The sequence below is a fragment of the Salmonella sp. JXY0409-18 genome (genome assembly GCF_020268625.1).
Classification (GTDB): Bacteria; Pseudomonadota; Gammaproteobacteria; order Enterobacterales; family Enterobacteriaceae; genus Salmonella; species Salmonella enterica.
The window spans coordinates 4,193,656-4,211,033 of record NZ_CP084216.1; the positions used below are offsets into that span (position 1 = coordinate 4,193,656).

General features: G+C 48.3%; 16 protein-coding genes. 4 read left to right on the forward strand and 12 right to left on the reverse strand.

The window, feature by feature from the left end; genetic code table 11:
• Positions 1-2: 2 nt before the first annotated feature.
• The 5 genes from siiD to ssb1 all read right to left on the reverse strand — a co-directional run bounded on the left by siiD (position 3) and on the right by ssb1 (position 6,173).
• Positions 3-1,280, reverse strand: coding sequence for an SPI-4 type I secretion system protein SiiD (gene siiD, locus LDB27_RS20385; RefSeq protein WP_225519892.1), 1,278 nt, complete (start codon positions 1,278-1,280; stop codon positions 3-5).
• Positions 1,277-2,596, reverse strand: coding sequence for an SPI-4 type I secretion system protein SiiC (gene siiC / locus LDB27_RS20390; protein WP_225519893.1), 1,320 nt, complete (start codon positions 2,594-2,596; stop codon positions 1,277-1,279). The genes siiD and siiC overlap by 4 nt, the downstream gene beginning before the upstream one ends.
• The gene (locus tag LDB27_RS20395; RefSeq protein ID WP_000875200.1) at positions 2,586-3,974 is read right to left on the reverse strand and encodes a MotA/TolQ/ExbB proton channel family protein; all 1,389 of its coding nucleotides are present in this window, start codon (positions 3,972-3,974) and stop codon (positions 2,586-2,588) included. The genes siiC and LDB27_RS20395 overlap by 11 nt, the downstream gene beginning before the upstream one ends.
• Complete coding sequence (gene siiA / locus LDB27_RS20400; RefSeq protein ID WP_000389240.1) at positions 3,971-4,603, reverse strand: SPI-4 type I secretion system auxiliary protein SiiA; 633 nt, start codon at positions 4,601-4,603, stop codon at positions 3,971-3,973. The genes LDB27_RS20395 and siiA overlap by 4 nt, the downstream gene beginning before the upstream one ends.
• A 1,039-nt stretch (positions 4,604-5,642) precedes the next feature.
• A complete protein-coding gene (gene ssb1, locus LDB27_RS20405; protein ID WP_000168322.1) occupies positions 5,643-6,173 on the reverse strand; it encodes a single-stranded DNA-binding protein SSB1 in 531 nt (176 codons plus the stop codon).
• Between the two features lie 247 nt (positions 6,174-6,420).
• Between ssb1 and uvrA the strand changes: the two genes are divergently transcribed.
• The 3 genes from uvrA to LDB27_RS20420 all read left to right on the forward strand — a co-directional run bounded on the left by uvrA (position 6,421) and on the right by LDB27_RS20420 (position 10,158).
• Positions 6,421-9,246: an excinuclease ABC subunit UvrA gene (gene uvrA, locus LDB27_RS20410; RefSeq protein ID WP_000357713.1), complete on the forward strand. Its 2,826-nt coding sequence runs from the start codon at positions 6,421-6,423 to the stop codon at positions 9,244-9,246.
• Positions 9,247-9,377: 131 nt separating this feature from the next.
• On the forward strand, positions 9,378-9,833 hold the full coding sequence (locus LDB27_RS20415) for a hypothetical protein (RefSeq protein WP_000432213.1): 456 nt from the start codon (positions 9,378-9,380) through the stop codon (positions 9,831-9,833).
• Positions 9,820-10,158 carry a hypothetical protein gene (locus LDB27_RS20420; RefSeq protein WP_000146585.1) on the forward strand — a complete coding sequence of 113 codons (339 nt, stop codon included), beginning with the start codon at positions 9,820-9,822 and terminating at the stop codon, positions 10,156-10,158. The genes LDB27_RS20415 and LDB27_RS20420 overlap by 14 nt, the downstream gene beginning before the upstream one ends.
• On the opposite strand, the gene LDB27_RS20425 is transcribed toward LDB27_RS20420, so the two are convergent.
• The 6 genes from LDB27_RS20425 to dnaB all read right to left on the reverse strand — a co-directional run bounded on the left by LDB27_RS20425 (position 10,159) and on the right by dnaB (position 15,868).
• Positions 10,159-10,515, reverse strand: a complete 357-nt coding sequence (locus tag LDB27_RS20425) for an MmcQ/YjbR family DNA-binding protein (protein ID WP_000155665.1) — start codon at positions 10,513-10,515, stop codon at positions 10,159-10,161.
• A 2-nt stretch (positions 10,516-10,517) separates the two neighbouring features.
• A complete protein-coding gene (locus LDB27_RS20430; protein ID WP_000270392.1) occupies positions 10,518-10,934 on the reverse strand; it encodes a secondary thiamine-phosphate synthase enzyme YjbQ in 417 nt (138 codons plus the stop codon).
• Between the two features lie 128 nt (positions 10,935-11,062).
• The gene (aphA, locus tag LDB27_RS20435) at positions 11,063-11,776 is read right to left on the reverse strand and encodes an acid phosphatase AphA (RefSeq protein ID WP_000724436.1); all 714 of its coding nucleotides are present in this window, start codon (positions 11,774-11,776) and stop codon (positions 11,063-11,065) included.
• A 186-nt stretch (positions 11,777-11,962) separates the two neighbouring features.
• Positions 11,963-13,156 carry an aromatic amino acid transaminase gene (tyrB, locus tag LDB27_RS20440; protein ID WP_000486906.1) on the reverse strand — a complete coding sequence of 398 codons (1,194 nt, stop codon included), beginning with the start codon at positions 13,154-13,156 and terminating at the stop codon, positions 11,963-11,965.
• 185 nt (positions 13,157-13,341) lie between these two features.
• On the reverse strand, positions 13,342-14,421 hold the full coding sequence (gene alr, locus LDB27_RS20445) for an alanine racemase (RefSeq protein WP_001147297.1): 1,080 nt from the start codon (positions 14,419-14,421) through the stop codon (positions 13,342-13,344).
• 31 nt (positions 14,422-14,452) lie between these two features.
• A complete protein-coding gene (gene dnaB, locus LDB27_RS20450) occupies positions 14,453-15,868 on the reverse strand; it encodes a replicative DNA helicase (RefSeq protein ID WP_000918353.1) in 1,416 nt (471 codons plus the stop codon).
• Positions 15,869-15,932: 64 nt separating this feature from the next.
• Between dnaB and LDB27_RS20455 the strand changes: the two genes are divergently transcribed.
• Positions 15,933-16,916 (forward strand): quinone oxidoreductase, encoded by a 984-nt coding sequence (locus tag LDB27_RS20455; protein WP_000235555.1) that lies wholly within the window; start codon positions 15,933-15,935, stop codon positions 16,914-16,916.
• A 174-nt stretch (positions 16,917-17,090) separates the two neighbouring features.
• Here LDB27_RS20455 and pspG read toward each other — a convergent pair whose 3' ends face one another.
• Positions 17,091-17,333: an envelope stress response protein PspG gene (gene pspG, locus LDB27_RS20460; RefSeq protein ID WP_000891414.1), complete on the reverse strand. Its 243-nt coding sequence runs from the start codon at positions 17,331-17,333 to the stop codon at positions 17,091-17,093.
• Between the last annotated feature and the right edge of the window lie 45 nt (positions 17,334-17,378).

The following is a 17,378-nucleotide window of genomic DNA, read 5'->3' on the forward strand; positions in this document are numbered from 1 at the left end:
TCTCAAGGTGTATTTAATCGTTTAGTATTAACGGGTTCTGAAAAGGCTTTGTCCACGCCTTTCATCAAGGGAGATAACAGGTATTCCATAATGCTGTGTTTTCCGGTAATTACACTGGCGTCAACAGTCATACCTGGTTTTAACCACCGTAAATCATCTTCATTAACATCGAATGCAATAATTACTTTATAATAACGCTGAATTGTTCCTCCGGTATTTTCCTCATAGGAATCAGGGCTAATATTATCGATAGTCGCATTATACGATTTTATCTTTGGTTGGATAATTGACTGCACATCCAGTTTAACGGCTTCATCTACATATATTTGGTCACGGTATTTGGGTAATATTTTCACATCGGCCAGCATAGTCCTTACTTTTGGTTTTATTTCAAAAAGTAAGTCCGCCGCCTGAATCACACCACCATGAGTAGTGGCACTTTTATTGATTTTATAAATTACACCGTCAACCGGTGAATAGATATCCTCCTCATTTATCTGCTTCTCTATTACTTTTAATGTAGAGTTAACAACCTCAAGTTCCTGAAGATTTTTAGATATTATTTTAGATAAAGATAGTCGCAATTCATTATTAAGCGCCTCAATATCATTAACAACCAACTCAATATCATCTTTTTTTAAAGTAATGCTACTTTCAATATCATTAATTTCAGACTTAACTTTTATATACGCCTGTTTCTTGTTAAGAAAATTGGTATATGGGCTAATTCCTTTTTTTACCAGTGGGGAAAGAATATTTATTTCTTCGGCAAGCAATGCGAGTTCTTTTTCTTTCGAACTCAGCTTCTCTTGTAATCCGCTAATCTCAGAATCAAGAGAGGTTTTTTTTAACTCTTTAGCTCTTATCTGACTATGCACTAATTCAATATTCGCTTTTACCTCTTTATTACTTAAAGAACGGGTGCCATCCAGGGTAATCAATCCACTCTCATTTTCTTTATCAAGAATGAAAGATATTTCGTTAACATCTTTATCCAGATACCCTTTTTGAGTTCTATACCTTTGATATTCTTTTTGCAGATCAAGGTTAACGACCTTTGCAAGGAGTTCTCCTTTTTTTACAGTATCACCCTCGGCTACATAAATATCTTGTATCGTCCCTCCTTTAGAAAGAGATATTAACTGAGCATTATCTTTAGTGGTGATAACGCCCTGACCATGAACCACTGAATTAATTTCTATAAAGTAGGTAAGGATAATAATTAAGATCGTCAAAGAAATAATTATCATCATGAGATGATCGCTTTGTCTTCTATTCATTTCATTACATTTAACTCACTTTCAGTATTTCCTTTTAAATAATCCATTAAATGAAAAATCAATGAGAGTTGCTGTAACTTTAAAATATACAGGCTATATTTGCTGTCGATCATGCTTACATATGCCTGAAATGCTTCATTACGGCTTGAAATTAAATCAAGCAAACTTTTTTGCCCTAACTGAAACTCCTGCTCATATAATTCAGTAAGCTGTAACGCGTTTGTATGTGAACGTTCCGCCACTGAGTAAGTCTCTTTTGCAGCGGCGTATCTTGAAAGTTGTGAATCAATGTTATAACGCGTTTTAATCAAAAAATCGTCAATTTGCAGCTTAGCCTGCGAGTAACTTGCCACCATTTTTCTTTCCTGGGCTGAATTTCTGAACCCATTAAAAATGTTGAAACTGACATTGATACCCGTTTTGAATTCATCTTCATAATCACTTTTTTTGGCACTACCGCTCGGGTTATTCTGTACATAGCTGGAAACGAGATCTACAGTCGGAAAATAGGATGATTTTGCGGCATTAATATCTTCGGTCGCGGCTTTTCGGGTATTGACAAGCATCTTATAGTCATCATTGTATTTCATCACCATGTCCATAAGTTTTTCAGGACTTTCGACAAAGATATATTTTTTGAAGAGGTTGAATTTTTCATCGCTTTGAATCTGAACTGGTGATAAATTCAGACCAGTCATATTCTGCATTTTATACATTTCATCATCCAACATCGACTGATACATAATGCTTCGGGTATTTAATGCATCGATAGATACTTGTACTTTACGCATATCAGATTGCATCGCTACACCGGAAGATACCAACAGCGAAAAAGTTTCCAGCATCTTTTTATAAAACTCTTTCTCCAGATTTACGCCATCAATCATTTCACGATATTTACTGATGTTATAATAGGTTGTCACAACCTCCTGAGACACTATATTCTTTGTTTTTTCATAGTCAGTTTTACTATTATCTCTTTCGTATTCAGATTTCCTGATATTAGCCCCCCTCACTCCAAAGTCCGTTATTCGGTATGATAAAGACACCTTATTTTCAACGTTTCTCTCGGTACCTGATGACTCTTTCCTGTTATTATTAAGGCCAGATGTTAGATCCAGGGTAGGATAAAGTGCTGCCCGTGAAATATCTAAGTCACTGTTTTTCTTTTCAGTCTCATAATATGAAACAGCAACAGAGGGCTGATGCGTTAATGCGGCATTAACTAAGTCTCTTAGAGGAATGACCGGAAGCTCGCTGGCGTATGTGCTTTGTGTAATAAAAGCAGTCGTCAGAAAAAACATCTTAATCTTCATTTTTTTCCTCCTTGTTTAACAAACGTTGCTTTACTATTTCCTGGTGCATAGATGTTATTTTTTCCATTAATGGCATATAGGTATCACGGTAGCTAACCATTTCAGCACTAATCTCTTTAGTATTGGCAATAATCTTTTTATCAGTAGCCGATAGATCGGATAGCGCTAAATGAACATTGTTCATATCCTCATCCATTTCTTTTCTCAGCCCATCGAGAGTATGAGAAATATCGGCACTGCCAGCGGCAATATCGTTTATGGTCTTACCATGTGAAAGAGATTCCTGATAACATTTATCAACTGATGCCATTATTGAATCATTCTTTTTGTCTATAATATTTTGTATTGTACTCATTGCCTCCAGCCGTGCATTATTATCAGCAAGCAGGATATTACCTTCAGATAAACGAGAGGTAATTGTTATTACACCGTCAGATAATTTTTTGAGATTTTCGTTACTGCTTACCAGATAACCATCAATCAGCGTAGAAAGTTGTTCCAGTTTTGCTGAGTTATCCGATAGTCGGTTTTGCAAAGTGACAAAGCTATCTGATAGCATCACTCGTTTCTTTTCTTCATCCTGCGTCCGTAAGTTTTCAACTGTCAGGTAGTTATCAAAAAACGCTTTAAACAACTCTTTAAATTCTACAAGCGTCTCTGATTCAACCCGCAGGCTTCGTTGTTTATTATTGGATCTGTTGCTTATGATTTTTAATTTTTTGATTTCCGTAGAAACAAGGGAATAGGAGCTGCGAACAAAAACACTTTGTGAGGTCAGGAGTATGGCGCAAACAACACCATAGATAGAAGATACAAATGCGGTATTCATCCCTTTCAATGGTTCAGAAAGCGACGCTACCATTGTCACGATCATATTGAGTGTATTACTTGCATTATCACCGCCAACATCTGATGGCGAGCTCAATAAATTCCCGATTGAACCAATCGTAATAGACAGACCCGCAAACGTCCCCAACAGGCCAACAAGCGTCGACACATTGCTACAACTCATAATAAATGACAATCGTTGGTTACGGGCGGTAGACACATTGTCATCTAATTCCATCAGCAAATTGAAATCACACTGTTTGGGTTCTCCGGAAAACAAAATCTGATTGAGGTTAGAAAGAATACTATTTTTTCTGCTGGCGTCCTGAGCTATTAATATGTCTTTTGCTGAAATATTTTTAAAAATAGTGAATAATGCACACAAAGAGCCTGTAATATAAATGGCAATAATGACTCCATTGTAAATTGCAGAAACCATAAAGTTATCAAAAACATACTCTCTTATACCGGGAAAAGATAAAGCGGAAAAAGGGAGTATGGCAAGGAAAAAACAGACAAACAAATAGCGGTAATGATTTATATATTTCACTCTGACACCTTTTTATTAATAGTCGTGATAATAGCTTTACTCGTTGTACTTGATGCTGCGGAGTTAACACTCATGTCAATAACTACATCAGGATATATCTTCTTAATCTCTTTCATTAAAATAATTCCCCGTTCATATCCCAGTCGTAAAGAGTCAGAGAAAGAGATGTCTGCCTGAGGAATAACCATTTCTATCAATAAATTACTATTGATTTTGTCTTCTAACCAAGCCTTTATTTTATGGGTGTCCTCTTCTGAAAAGCTTCTCAGCCTGCCATGATACGTAATAACAAGCTCATTTTTTGTAGATGTTATATCAATTTTCTGACCATCGGCGATATCGTATACTCCAACCTCCTTACCTGACATTGTAGTCATTCCGTCCGACACATCTTGAGTATTCACTTCCTTATTAACTATTTCATTAGGATTTGAATTGTCATTGGCTCCGCTATTTTGAGCAGTAGATTTAGTCTTATTCTCTATATTTGCTTTATAAACTTTAATTGAGTTGTCATACATAATAATCATATTATTAAGTGCAAACACCAACATAAGAAATATAAAAATGCACAATACCGTAGAGAATGTATCAACAAAACTAGGCCACGGATTACTTTCGTCTTCCATGTTGTCTCCTGATATTACATTGTGAATAAAATGTTTTTGTGGATTAGAAAGGATAAAGGATGCTCAACTTATTCAGAAAGTGAACGCTACCGCCCTTGGCTTCCTGCTACCAATACGCTTTATAGATTTCAGTTTTCCTACATCTCGTAATCAGAAAAATAAAAACAATGACGCCATTTTTATGCGCCCACAACAAAGATGAGTGCTTTAATTAAAAACACTCTTTATTTTTTAATTAGGTAGACATCAATTATTGCACTAACTATATCTTCCCCAATAATAGGTATCGCATAAGCTCTCAGCTCATAAATAAAAAATAGTCATCAGCAAATTAAAACCACTCGCCGATAAATAGATTTGTTAGCTAATCATTGAAACTCTAAATCATTTTAAGGACATATTTCTTTTTAATACGCGTTATAATCATACGTATTTAATAAATTTGCCTCCAGAGGATAAAATGAATTTTCACAATTAAAACATAGGGTCATAGGGACTTCAATATAACTTAAATCATTAAAAATATAATAAGTGGGGAGTAAAAAATCAGAATTGCGTAAAAAAATACATAAATAAAACCATTTTTTATATAAAGCCAGCTATAAGTAACAACTTTATCTTCAGCAATTAAAAATAAAGCAAGATGCACATATCATATTTGAGCGCATCACAAGCTAAAGCAAACATTTAATTAACCATTGATAATACCGACCATTCTCTAACGTTATTTTATAATATCTTTTTGTTGTCAAAAAATGGCTATAAATTATATATTTTGCAGATGAGATTTCTCTTTCATATTTAAGACAATCCGGGTTATTGCAGTACATTTATGAACTTCGGCTGGATAATGATGTGCCGAGGCGAGTCGGCCAGAGGCGATAAGCGACATTTTTCCGTAAGATATGCGCTTCTCTTTTTTGAAAGGGAGACAAAGACAATAATACCAGGTAAGAAAATGCCTGGTTTACACCAGGCATTTCAGCAGACGAGAACTATAGCGAAAATGCAAATAACGCTTTGAGTTTTTTACCAAAAATCAGAACGGAATGTCGTCGTCAAAATCCATTGGCGGTTCGTTAGACGGCGCTGGCGCGGATTGCTGTGGACGCGACTGCGCGCCGCCGCTGAACTGGTTGCCGCCCTGTGGCTGCTGAGGTTGTTGCGGTTGACCCCAACCCCCCTGCTGCTGACCGCCTGCCGGTGCGCCGCCGCCCTGACGACCACCCAGCATCTGCATCACGCCGCCGATCTGCGGAACGTTAATTTCAGTCGTATAGCGTTCCTGGCCACTCTGATCGGTCCACTTGCGGGTACGCAATTGACCTTCGATATACACCTGAGAACCTTTACGCAGATATTCGCCGGCCACTTCCGCCAGTTTGCCGAACATCACCACCCGGTGCCATTCAGTCTGCTCTTTCATTTCGCCGGTCTGCTTATCGCGCCAGGATTCAGAAGTAGCCAGCGTTAAGTTGGCGACAGCGCCGCCACTCGGCATATAGCGTACTTCCGGGTCCTGGCCCAGATTACCAACGAGAATCACCTTGTTTACGCCTCTGCTGGCCATAATTGAGTCTCCTGAATACGTTTCATAAATAGTGTAAACGCGTGAGTGTACCATTTCCACGTAGCATTTTAATAGCTGCGATGCAGGTTCCAGGTCACTCGCGCGAACCTCATATTGTTGCATACTTTAGCTGAAGATGCATTCCAATACTGTATATTCAAACAGGTTAAATTGTGTCATAATTAGCCGTTTCTGCCGTTTGTCCTTCAAACAAACCAGGCATCCGAGTCTCTACCGGGAAAGGTGAATGGATAAGATCGAAGTTCGGGGCGCCCGCACCCATAATCTCAAAAATATTAACCTCGTCATCCCCCGCGACAAACTGATTGTCGTGACCGGGCTTTCGGGTTCAGGCAAATCCTCACTGGCTTTCGACACTCTGTATGCCGAAGGGCAGCGTCGTTACGTTGAATCGCTCTCCGCTTACGCGCGGCAGTTTTTGTCGCTCATGGAAAAACCGGATGTCGACCATATTGAGGGGCTATCGCCCGCGATCTCAATTGAACAGAAATCGACATCGCACAACCCGCGCTCTACGGTGGGTACTATTACCGAGATCCACGACTACCTGCGCCTGCTGTTTGCCCGCGTGGGCGAGCCGCGTTGTCCGGATCATGACGTGCCGCTGGCGGCGCAAACCGTTAGCCAGATGGTCGATAACGCGCTGTCACAGCCGGAAGGCAAACGTCTGATGCTGCTGGCGCCGATTATTAAAGAGCGTAAAGGCGAACACACCAAAACGCTGGAAAATCTGGCAAGCCAGGGTTACATTCGCGCCCGTATTGACGGCGAAGTCTGCGATCTCTCCGATCCGCCGAAGCTGGAGCTGCAAAAGAAACATACTATTGAGGTGGTGATCGATCGCTTCAAAGTTCGCAACGATCTTTCCCAACGCCTGGCGGAGTCGTTCGAAACGGCGCTGGAATTATCCGGCGGCACGGCGGTTGTTGCCGATATGGACGATGAGAAAGCGGAGGAGCTTCTGTTCTCCGCCAATTTTGCCTGTCCGATTTGCGGCTACAGTATGCGCGAGCTGGAACCGCGTCTGTTCTCGTTCAACAACCCGGCAGGCGCCTGCCCGACCTGTGACGGCCTCGGCGTTCAGCAATATTTCGATCCGGACCGCGTGATCCAGAATCCCGACCTGTCGCTGGCAGGCGGCGCGATTCGTGGTTGGGATCGTCGCAATTTTTACTACTTTCAAATGCTCAAGTCGCTGGCGGAACACTATAAGTTCGACGTGGATGCGCCGTGGGCAAGCCTCAGCGCCAACGTACACAAAGTCGTGCTGTACGGTTCCGGCAAAGAGAACATCGAATTTAAATATATGAACGATCGCGGCGATACCTCCGTGCGCCGCCATCCGTTCGAAGGCGTGCTGCATAATATGGAGCGCCGTTATAAAGAAACGGAATCCAGCGCGGTGCGCGAAGAGCTGGCGAAATTCATCAGTAATCGCCCCTGCGCCAGCTGTGAAGGAACGCGACTGAATCGCGAAGCGCGCCATGTATTTGTGGAAAATACGCCGCTGCCTGCTATTTCCGATATGAGCATTGGCCATGCGATGGATTTTTTCACTAATCTCAAGCTTTCCGGGCAACGGGCGAAAATCGCCGAAAAAGTGCTAAAAGAGATCGGCGATCGCCTCAAGTTTCTGGTGAACGTCGGCCTGAACTATCTCACGCTCTCCCGCTCGGCAGAAACGCTTTCCGGCGGCGAAGCCCAGCGTATTCGTCTGGCGAGCCAGATAGGCGCCGGGTTAGTCGGCGTGATGTATGTGCTGGATGAACCGTCCATCGGTCTGCACCAGCGCGATAACGAACGGCTGCTGGGTACGCTGATTCATCTGCGCAATCTTGGCAATACCGTGATTGTGGTGGAACACGATGAAGACGCCATCCGCGCCGCCGACCATGTGATTGATATTGGCCCCGGCGCGGGCGTTCACGGCGGCGAGGTGGTGGCGGAAGGCCCGCTGGAAGCCATTATGGCGGTACCGGAATCACTGACTGGCCAGTACATGAGCGGTAAACGCAAAATTGAAGTGCCGAAACAACGCGTGCCGGCAAATCCAGAAAAAGTGCTCAAACTCACCGGCGCGCGCGGCAACAATCTGAAAGATGTGACCCTTACGCTACCGGTAGGGCTGTTTACCTGTATCACCGGCGTCTCGGGTTCCGGTAAATCGACGCTGATTAACGACACGCTGTTCCCCATCGCCCAGCGTCAGTTAAACGGGGCGACTATCGCCGAACCGGCGCCGTATCGGGATATTCAGGGGCTGGAACATTTCGATAAAGTGATTGATATCGACCAGAGCCCAATCGGGCGTACCCCGCGTTCCAACCCGGCGACCTATACGGGCGTCTTCACCCCGGTTCGTGAGCTTTTTGCTGGCGTGCCGGAGTCTCGCTCGCGCGGCTATACGCCAGGGCGATTCAGCTTCAACGTGCGCGGCGGTCGCTGCGAAGCGTGCCAGGGCGATGGCGTCATTAAAGTCGAAATGCACTTTCTGCCGGATATTTACGTGCCGTGCGACCAGTGCAAAGGCAAGCGCTATAACCGGGAAACGCTGGAGATTAAGTACAAAGGCAAGACCATCCACGAAGTGCTGGATATGACCATTGAAGAAGCGCGTGAGTTCTTTGATGCGGTTCCGGCGCTGGCGCGTAAGCTGCAGACGCTGATGGACGTGGGGCTGACCTATATCCGTCTTGGTCAGTCGGCGACGACGCTTTCCGGCGGCGAGGCCCAGCGCGTGAAGCTGGCGCGCGAACTGTCGAAGCGCGGCACCGGGCAGACGCTGTATATTCTCGACGAGCCGACCACCGGCCTGCACTTTGCTGATATTCAGCAGTTGCTTGACGTTCTGCATCAGTTGCGCGATCAGGGCAACACCATCGTGGTGATCGAACACAACCTGGACGTCATTAAAACGGCGGACTGGATTGTCGACCTCGGCCCGGAAGGCGGCAGCGGCGGCGGCGAAATTCTCGTCTCCGGTACGCCGGAAACCGTGGCGGAGTGCGAGGCGTCGCATACCGCCCGCTTCCTTAAACCTATGCTCAAATAACCTTCACGCCGCTTTCCGATTCGCCGGGAAGCGGCATCATTTTTCCTCATCCCACCTCATTGTATCCGTGTTGAGCATTTGTGATTTGCGTGCCGCCTCGCTCTGACATGTGATAGCGCAAACGGTCTGTTATGGAAAACACCATGAAGTTGCCCTACGCAATCACACTACTGCTGTGCCTGTTTTTATCCGCCTGTACGCTGCCTGACCGCTTTAGCGCCGTGGCTTTTCAACAACTGACGCTATTACAAGCGCGCTCAACCCGCTTCCTGCAGGACGCAGCGCGAATACCGTGGCAAAAAGAGACACTGCTCAAGGATGACCGCGATATCCGCCAGACATTTTTTCAGGCTGAGCGGGTCGCCCGTCAAGGTGGGGATAAACACCGACTCGATAATCTGGCGCTGCTGAAAAATCACTATTTGCGTCTTTATGCGCGGGTTATGCAACGTAAGCAACCACTTACTTACATCCAGGCTGAGAGATACCAACAGCAAAATAATCAGGTCTGGAAATTAGCCATACAGGGTGAGTGTCTGCATTGGGGCGCCCGCTGTACTCAGGGAGAAGAAAATGGCGTCTATTAACGAAATACATAACCTGATGACCACCGCCCGGGCCGAACATCCTGTAGCCTTCTCGGCGATTGCCGAGTTTATCCAGGCGTATAAGCAGGCAAGAGAAGACAGCGACGACGGTATACGCGAGTCCGCTGCGTTTATCGCCCGCGCGCTTCAGGAACATGCTCGCGGCTGGCTGGACGACGACGATATGATTATTCTGCTGGAAGGACAGCGGGACCTCGCCAGGCTACGCGCCAATAATGCGCAAATCGCCCTCGGCAGCCGTATCCGGTCTACGGTCATCCGCCTCATTGATATCGCCCTGGCGTTGTTGGTCGGCGCGCTATAATCAGGACTGCGGCAACTGCTTGCGTTTATCTTCCGGCAGCGCATTTACCGCCTGTTGATAAGAGGCATCGACCAGATAATAGAGTTGTGAGTCGGGCAGCGATCCGTCCAGATAGACCGTGCTCCAGTGCGCTTTATTAAGGTGCCGACTCGGTCGTACATCGCTGTGCTGCTGACGTAACAACTCTGCCAGTTCCGGGCTGGTTTTGAGAGAGGCTGCCGGGCGTCCTTCAACTTCTTTTACCATCGCGAAAAGTACATCTTCCACTTTAATTTGCGTCGCTTTCCAGTCGCTGTGGACGCTCTGCTCTGCGCCAGGTTTTGCCATGCAGTATTGCAGTAATTCCGAAATGGTCATTATCATTCCCCTTGTAGTGTCGCGATGATTTTACGTGGACCGCCGTGAATACGGTGCTCTCCCAACCAGATACCTTGCCATGTTCCTAACTGTAAACGCCCCTGGCGTACAGGCAGCAGCAACGAGACGCCCAATACTGACGACTTAATATGCGAAGGCATGTCATCCGCGCCTTCGTAATCATGTTCATACGCCGCATTATCGGGAACGGTTTTCAGGAAATGGCGCTCCATATCAGCGCGCACGGTGGGATCGCAGTTTTCGTTTAGCGTCAGCGAGGCCGAGGTGTGTAGCAACAACAGATGCAGCAAACCCGTTTCGACAGGCGGTAAGCCAGACAATTTATCGATAATTTCATCTGTTATCAGATGAAACCCGCGCGGCTTCTCGCTCAGTGTAATGGTGCGCTGATACCACATAGGCTGCTCCTTCCTAAAAACAAACGTCTCCTGAATAGTGTGCAGCAAGTCTGGAAAAGGTAAAAGCCAGCGGGGCAAGTTTGTGCAAAAATCATGCAAAAAAGGAGAGCCTGTCGCTCTCCTGATTTTTAGTACTCCGAGTTGACAATGACTTCCTCGCCAAACGCTCCTGCCTGCGGCAGCGGTTTGTAGGTGGAGTTAGCCGCGCGCAGGATACGAATACCGCGGATACCACAATCACGAGCCGCAGTAATATCGTTATCCGAATCGCCGTAGAAGATACGCATGTTCTTCTCCTGCAGCCACTGAACTTTCGTATTTTGTCCCGGTTTATCGCCGGCGAAAATCACCGGATTCATATTCGCCGCCGGAATATGGAAGTTATCCGCCAGCGTTTTCGACACGGTTTCCGTTTTCGTCTGACTACGACCAGTGACAAAGTAAATACTGTCGCCACGACGAACATGCATATCAATGAGCTGTCGGGCCACTTCTTTTGGAATACTGAACTCATCCCAGCCGTTGTTCATTTTTTCCCAAAAGGCCGGATTTTTCAGATAATCGTCGCTGTCCGGGGAGTAGGTTTTCTTTCCGCGCCAGAATCCGGGGCTGGAAAATAACACGGTGTCGTCAATATCAAAGCCGACCGCCATCGGCGGGCGTCCGGTGAGGCTGTTTTCAATCTGGGCGACAGAGACCCAATGGACAGGCGCTTGTTCCGCGAGTTTTGCAACGTTAGTGCCCGGATTGAGCGTCGAAGGGGAAGATACTAACGCATTCGCGGAATGGTTTAGCGTAAACAATAAACAGACGGCACTTAGCGCCAGGGTTATTTTTTTCATGCTTTTCCCTTAAAATTCAAAATATTATAATTATCAAGATGAGTCTTTGCTCAAAAAACTATCTGACCATAACGCCAGTAACGGTCAAAAGGAAGGATTATCTGCGGTTTTGTTACGAAAAAAGAGGATGATCACAACAGCTATTGTCAGACCGGAGGGCAATGTTATCGCCGTCCGGCCTGAATATTACATGACAGCGGCAAATGCCTTCGCCACGCGGTGTACATTTGAAGCATTAAGCCCGGCGACACACATACGGCCACTGGCAATCAGGTAAACGCCAAACTCATCGCGCAACCGCTCGACCTGCTCCTCGCTTAACCCGGTATAGCTGAACATACCGCGCTGCTCTAACAAGTAATCAAAGTTGCGGTCAGGCATCTCCGCCTTCAGCTCCTTCACCAGCGTCTGGCGCATCGATATAATGCGGTTACGCATCGCGTCGACTTCCGCCAGCCAGCCCGCTTTTAACGCCTCATCGCCCAGGACCGTAGCGACCACCTGAGCGCCGAAACACGGCGGACTGGAGTAAATTCGGCGCACCGTCGCTTTTAGCTGTCCCAGAACCCGCGCGGCAATTTCAGCATCTTCACACACCACGGACAGGCCGCCGACGCGCTCGCCGTACAGCGAGAAAATCTTCGAAAAAGAATTACTGACTAACGCAGGTAACCCAGCGCTGGCAATGGCGCGAATAGCGTAAGCATCCTCGTCCATGCCTGCGCCAAACCCCTGATAGGCAATATCAAGGAACGGAATCAGATCGCGCGCTTTCACTATTTCAATTACCGCATCCCATTGCGAAGGCGTTAAATCCGCCCCGGTCGGGTTGTGACAACAGGGGTGCAGCAGCACGATACTGCGCGCAGGTAACGTATTCAGCGTGGCCAGCAGATCGTTAAAACGGATGCCGTTGGTCGCGTCGTCATACCAGGGGTAAGTACTCACTTCGAATCCTGCCCCGGCAAATATCGCAATATGGTTTTCCCAGGTAGGGTCGCTCACCCATACGCCTGCGTCGGGGAAATAACGCTTCAGGAAATCCGCGCCCACTTTCAGCGCGCCGGAACCGCCTAATGTCTGGATAGTAGCCACGCGCTGTTGCTGAAGAACCGGGTGATCGGCGCCAAAGAGCAAAGGCGCGATAGTATGGCGATAAGTATTGAGTCCTTCCATCGGCAGGTACAGCGAAGCGCCATGCGGCTGCGCGTTAAGCCGGGCTTCGGCTTCGGCCACCGTTTTGAGCTGTGGGATAATCCCGTCTTCGTTGTAATACAGGCCAATGCTCAGATTTACTTTGTCGTGACGGGAGTCGTCTTTAAAACGCTCCATCAGTGAAAGAATCGGATCGCCGGCATAGGCGTCAACTTTTTGAAACACGCGATGGTTCTCCAGGTTTACAGAGGGCAGGAAATAACACAATAAACCGGAAGGACGAGAAGATCGAGAGGATGTTGTGGTGGATGCGCATATTGCCGGATGGCGGCGTGAACGTCTTATCCGGCCTACAGCCAATGCGCGAGACAAGCCGGATAAGCGCAAGCGCCACCCGGCCTGCCGCGTATTTAATCAATATACTTCATCGCCACCCTTGAAGTCAGGCGCGTGATAAGTTCGTAAGCACTTACTTTTGTCATTTCAGCGATACGTTCAACCGGCAGACCTTCGCCCCATAAGACCACCGGATCGCCCGCGTTATCCTGCGCGTTTGGCCCCAAATCCACGCAAATCATATCCATCGCCACCCGCCCGACAATCGGGACTTCGCGACCATTGACCAGCACTGGCGTACCGGAAGGCGCCGCTCGTGGGTAGCCATCGCCATAACCCATAGCCACCACGCCCAGGCGCGTGTCGCGCTCACTCACCCATGTCCCGCCGTAGCCCACCGGTTCGCCCGCTTTGTGGTCACGCACCGCGATCAAACTGGAGGTTAAAGACATCACCGGCTGAAAACCAAAATCCGGCCCCCAGGGTTTGTGTTCCAGCGGCGATACGCCATACAAAATGATGCCCGGACGCGCCCAGTCAAAGTGAGACTGCGGCCACAGCAGAATACCGCCAGACGCGGCAATAGAGCGCTGACCGGGTTTACCCTGACAGAAGGCATTAAAAATGTCGAGCTGATGTTCGGTAGCGCCGCATTCCGGCTCATCCGCACGGGCAAAATGGCTGACGATATTCACCGGCTGGCGTACATTTTTACAGTGCGTCAGACGCTGGTAGAACGCCTCCGCCTCTTCGGGACGCACGCCGAGACGATGCATACCGGTATCCAGTTTCATCCAGACCGTTACTGGCTCCGCCAGCTCCACCGCCTCCAGGGCGGCAAGCTGCTCCTGATTATGTACGGCGGTATGCAGACATTGCGCGGAAATGGTCGGCAGATCGGCGGCGTCGAAAAAACCCTCCAGCAGCAGGATAGGCTGCGTGATCCCGCCCGCTCGCAGACGTAGAGCCTCTTCAAGACGCGCCACGCCAAAAGCGTCAGCATCAGGGAGCGTTCGCGCGGTCTCCAGAAGACCGTGTCCATAAGCGTTCGCTTTCACCACCGCAACCAGCTTACTGGCAGGCGCCAGTTCACGCAGACGTTGCAGGTTGTGTCGCAGAGCGCGGCGGTTAATGACGACTGTTGCCGCTTGCATTTGAATTCCTTGTTAACAGAATGACGGAGAGTTACTCATCATCGTATTGCGGTCCCGCATAGTTATCGAAGCGCGACCACTGACCATTGAACGTCAGACGAACCGTACCGATAGGACCGTTACGTTGCTTACCAATAATAATTTCAGCAATGCCTTTTAAGTCGCTGTTCTCGTGATAAACCTCATCACGGTAGATAAACATAATTAAGTCGGCATCCTGTTCAATAGAGCCGGATTCACGCAGGTCGGAGTTCACCGGACGTTTATCCGCGCGTTGTTCCAGGGAGCGGTTAAGCTGCGATAGCGCCACGACTGGCACCTGGAGTTCCTTCGCCAGCGCTTTCAACGAGCGGGAAATTTCGGCGATTTCCAGAGTACGGTTATCAGAAAGCGACGGCACACGCATCAATTGCAGGTAGTCGATCATAATCAGACTTAACCCGCCATGTTCGCGGAAAATACGCCGCGCGCGCGAACGGACTTCTGTCGGCGTAAGACCTGAGGAGTCGTCAATATACATATTGCGTTTCTCCAGCAGAATGCCCATCGTGCCGGAGATTCGCGCCCAGTCTTCATCATCGAGTTGACCGGTACGAATACGTGTCTGATCGACGCGGGACAGCGAGGCCAGCATACGCATCATGATCTGTTCGCCGGGCATCTCCAGACTGAAGATCAGTACCGGTTTATCCTGCAACATCGCCGCATTTTCGCAGAGGTTCATCGCAAAAGTGGTTTTACCCATGGAGGGACGCGCCGCGACGATAATCAAATCCGAACGCTGTAACCCTGCCGTCTTTTTATTGAGATCCTGATAGCCGGTATCCACGCCTGTAACGCCATCGTGCGGTTGCTGGAACAACTGCTCAATACGCGCCACGGTAGCGTCGAGAATCTGGTCGATGCTTTTCGGGCCTTCGTCTTTGTTGGCCCGGTTTTCCGCGATCTGGAAGACGCGCGACTCCGCCAGATCCAGCAGTTCGTCGCTATTACGCCCCTGTGGATCGTAACCAGCGTCCGCAATTTCATGCGCCACCGCGATCATATCGCGGACCACGGCGCGTTCGCGCACAATGTCCGCATAAGCACTGATATTCGCCGCGCTTGGCGTGTTTTTAGACAACTCCGCCAGATAGGCGAAACCGCCGACGCTGTCCAGTTGGCCCTGCCGCTCCAGCGATTCCGCGAGCGTAATCAGGTCGATAGGACTGCCGCTTTCCTGCAAGCGCCCCATCTCCGTAAAGATATGGCGATGCGGGCGGGTATAGAAATCTTCCGCCACCACGCGCTCGGCCACATCGTCCCAGCGCTCGTTATCCAGCATTAAACCGCCCAACACCGACTGTTCCGCTTCAATCGAGTGCGGCGGTACTTTTATCCCGGCAACCTGCGGATCGCGGTCGCGGGCATCAGTCTGTGGTTTGTTGAAGGGTTTATTTCCTGCCATAGTGAATGGAGTTACCGAGATAGTGATTGGGTCGAAAGATTACCACATTTCTTTTGGAGGAAGCATGGCAACGCGTATTGAATTTCACAAGCATGGTGGTCCGGAAGTGCTTCAGACCGTGGAGTTTACGCCAACGGAACCGGCGGAACACGAAATCCAGGTTGAGAACAAAGCCATTGGTATCAACTTCATCGACACCTATATCCGTAGCGGACTCTATCCGCCCCCGTCGTTGCCTGCGGGCCTGGGAACCGAAGCTGCGGGTGTGGTCAGTAAAGTCGGCAACGGCGTGGAGCACATTCGCGTGGGCGATCGCGTCGTCTACGCGCAGTCAACGCTCGGCGCTTACAGTTCCGTCCATAACGTCCCCGCAGATAAAGCCGCGATTTTACCTGACGCCATTTCCTTCGAACAGGCGGCAGCCTCTTTTCTCAAGGGATTGACCGTTTTTTACCTGTTGCGCAAAACCTATGAAGTGAAACCCGACGAACCCTTCCTGTTTCATGCCGCTGCGGGCGGCGTCGGTCTGATCGCCTGCCAATGGGCGAAAGCGCTGGGCGCGAAGCTTATCGGTACCGTCGGTAGCGCGCAAAAAGCGCAGCGGGCGCTGGACGCCGGCGCCTGGCAGGTAATTAATTACCGTGAGGAGAGCATTGTAGAACGGGTAAAAGAGATCACCGGCGGCAAAAAAGTCCGCGTGGTCTATGACTCCGTGGGGAAAGATACCTGGGAAGCCTCACTGGACTGCCTGCAACGTCGGGGACTGATGGTCAGTTTCGGCAATGCGTCCGGCCCCGTCACCGGCGTGAATTTAGGTATTCTGAATCAGAAAGGTTCCCTGTATGCCACGCGACCTTCACTACAGGGGTATATTACGACGCGTGAAGAACTAACCGAAGCCAGCAATGAATTGTTCTCATTGATCGCCAGCGGCGTGATTAAAGTTGATGTGGCTGAAAATCAACGCTATGCGTTAAAAGATGCCCGTCGCGCGCATGAAGTGCTGGAAAGCCGGGCCACACAGGGCTCAAGCCTGCTGATTCCGTAATAGCTCTGCAAAGAAATTGGGCTTCCACCCGGGAAGCCCTTTCTTTTTTTGTTCGGCTGTATGTAGGGTACAGCGCGATGAATTCGTTACCTGCGCAATCATGACAGATTTAATAATCGATTCCTATTTGCCTGTGAGGGCAAAGTTCCAGGTTGTGACGAACCGCTCAATACCTTAGTAAAACCGACGGTTATTGCGCTGATACTGTGGGATTTTTGGCGTTTTTACTGCTTTGATCACCCACACCACAGCCACCGCCAGCAGTAGCCACGGTAACAGCTTGATCATCAGGGCGAACATTCCGCCCAGGAACATGACGGCAGTCGCTACAACCAGCGCGGCCAGAATGCCCAGCAAGGAGACGCCCGTCACCATTAACATCAGAAAAAAGCCAAGCACAAAAAGTAGTTCCAGCATAGTCGCTCCCCATAAAGATGGCATTGCCCGGCGGCACGGCGCTTA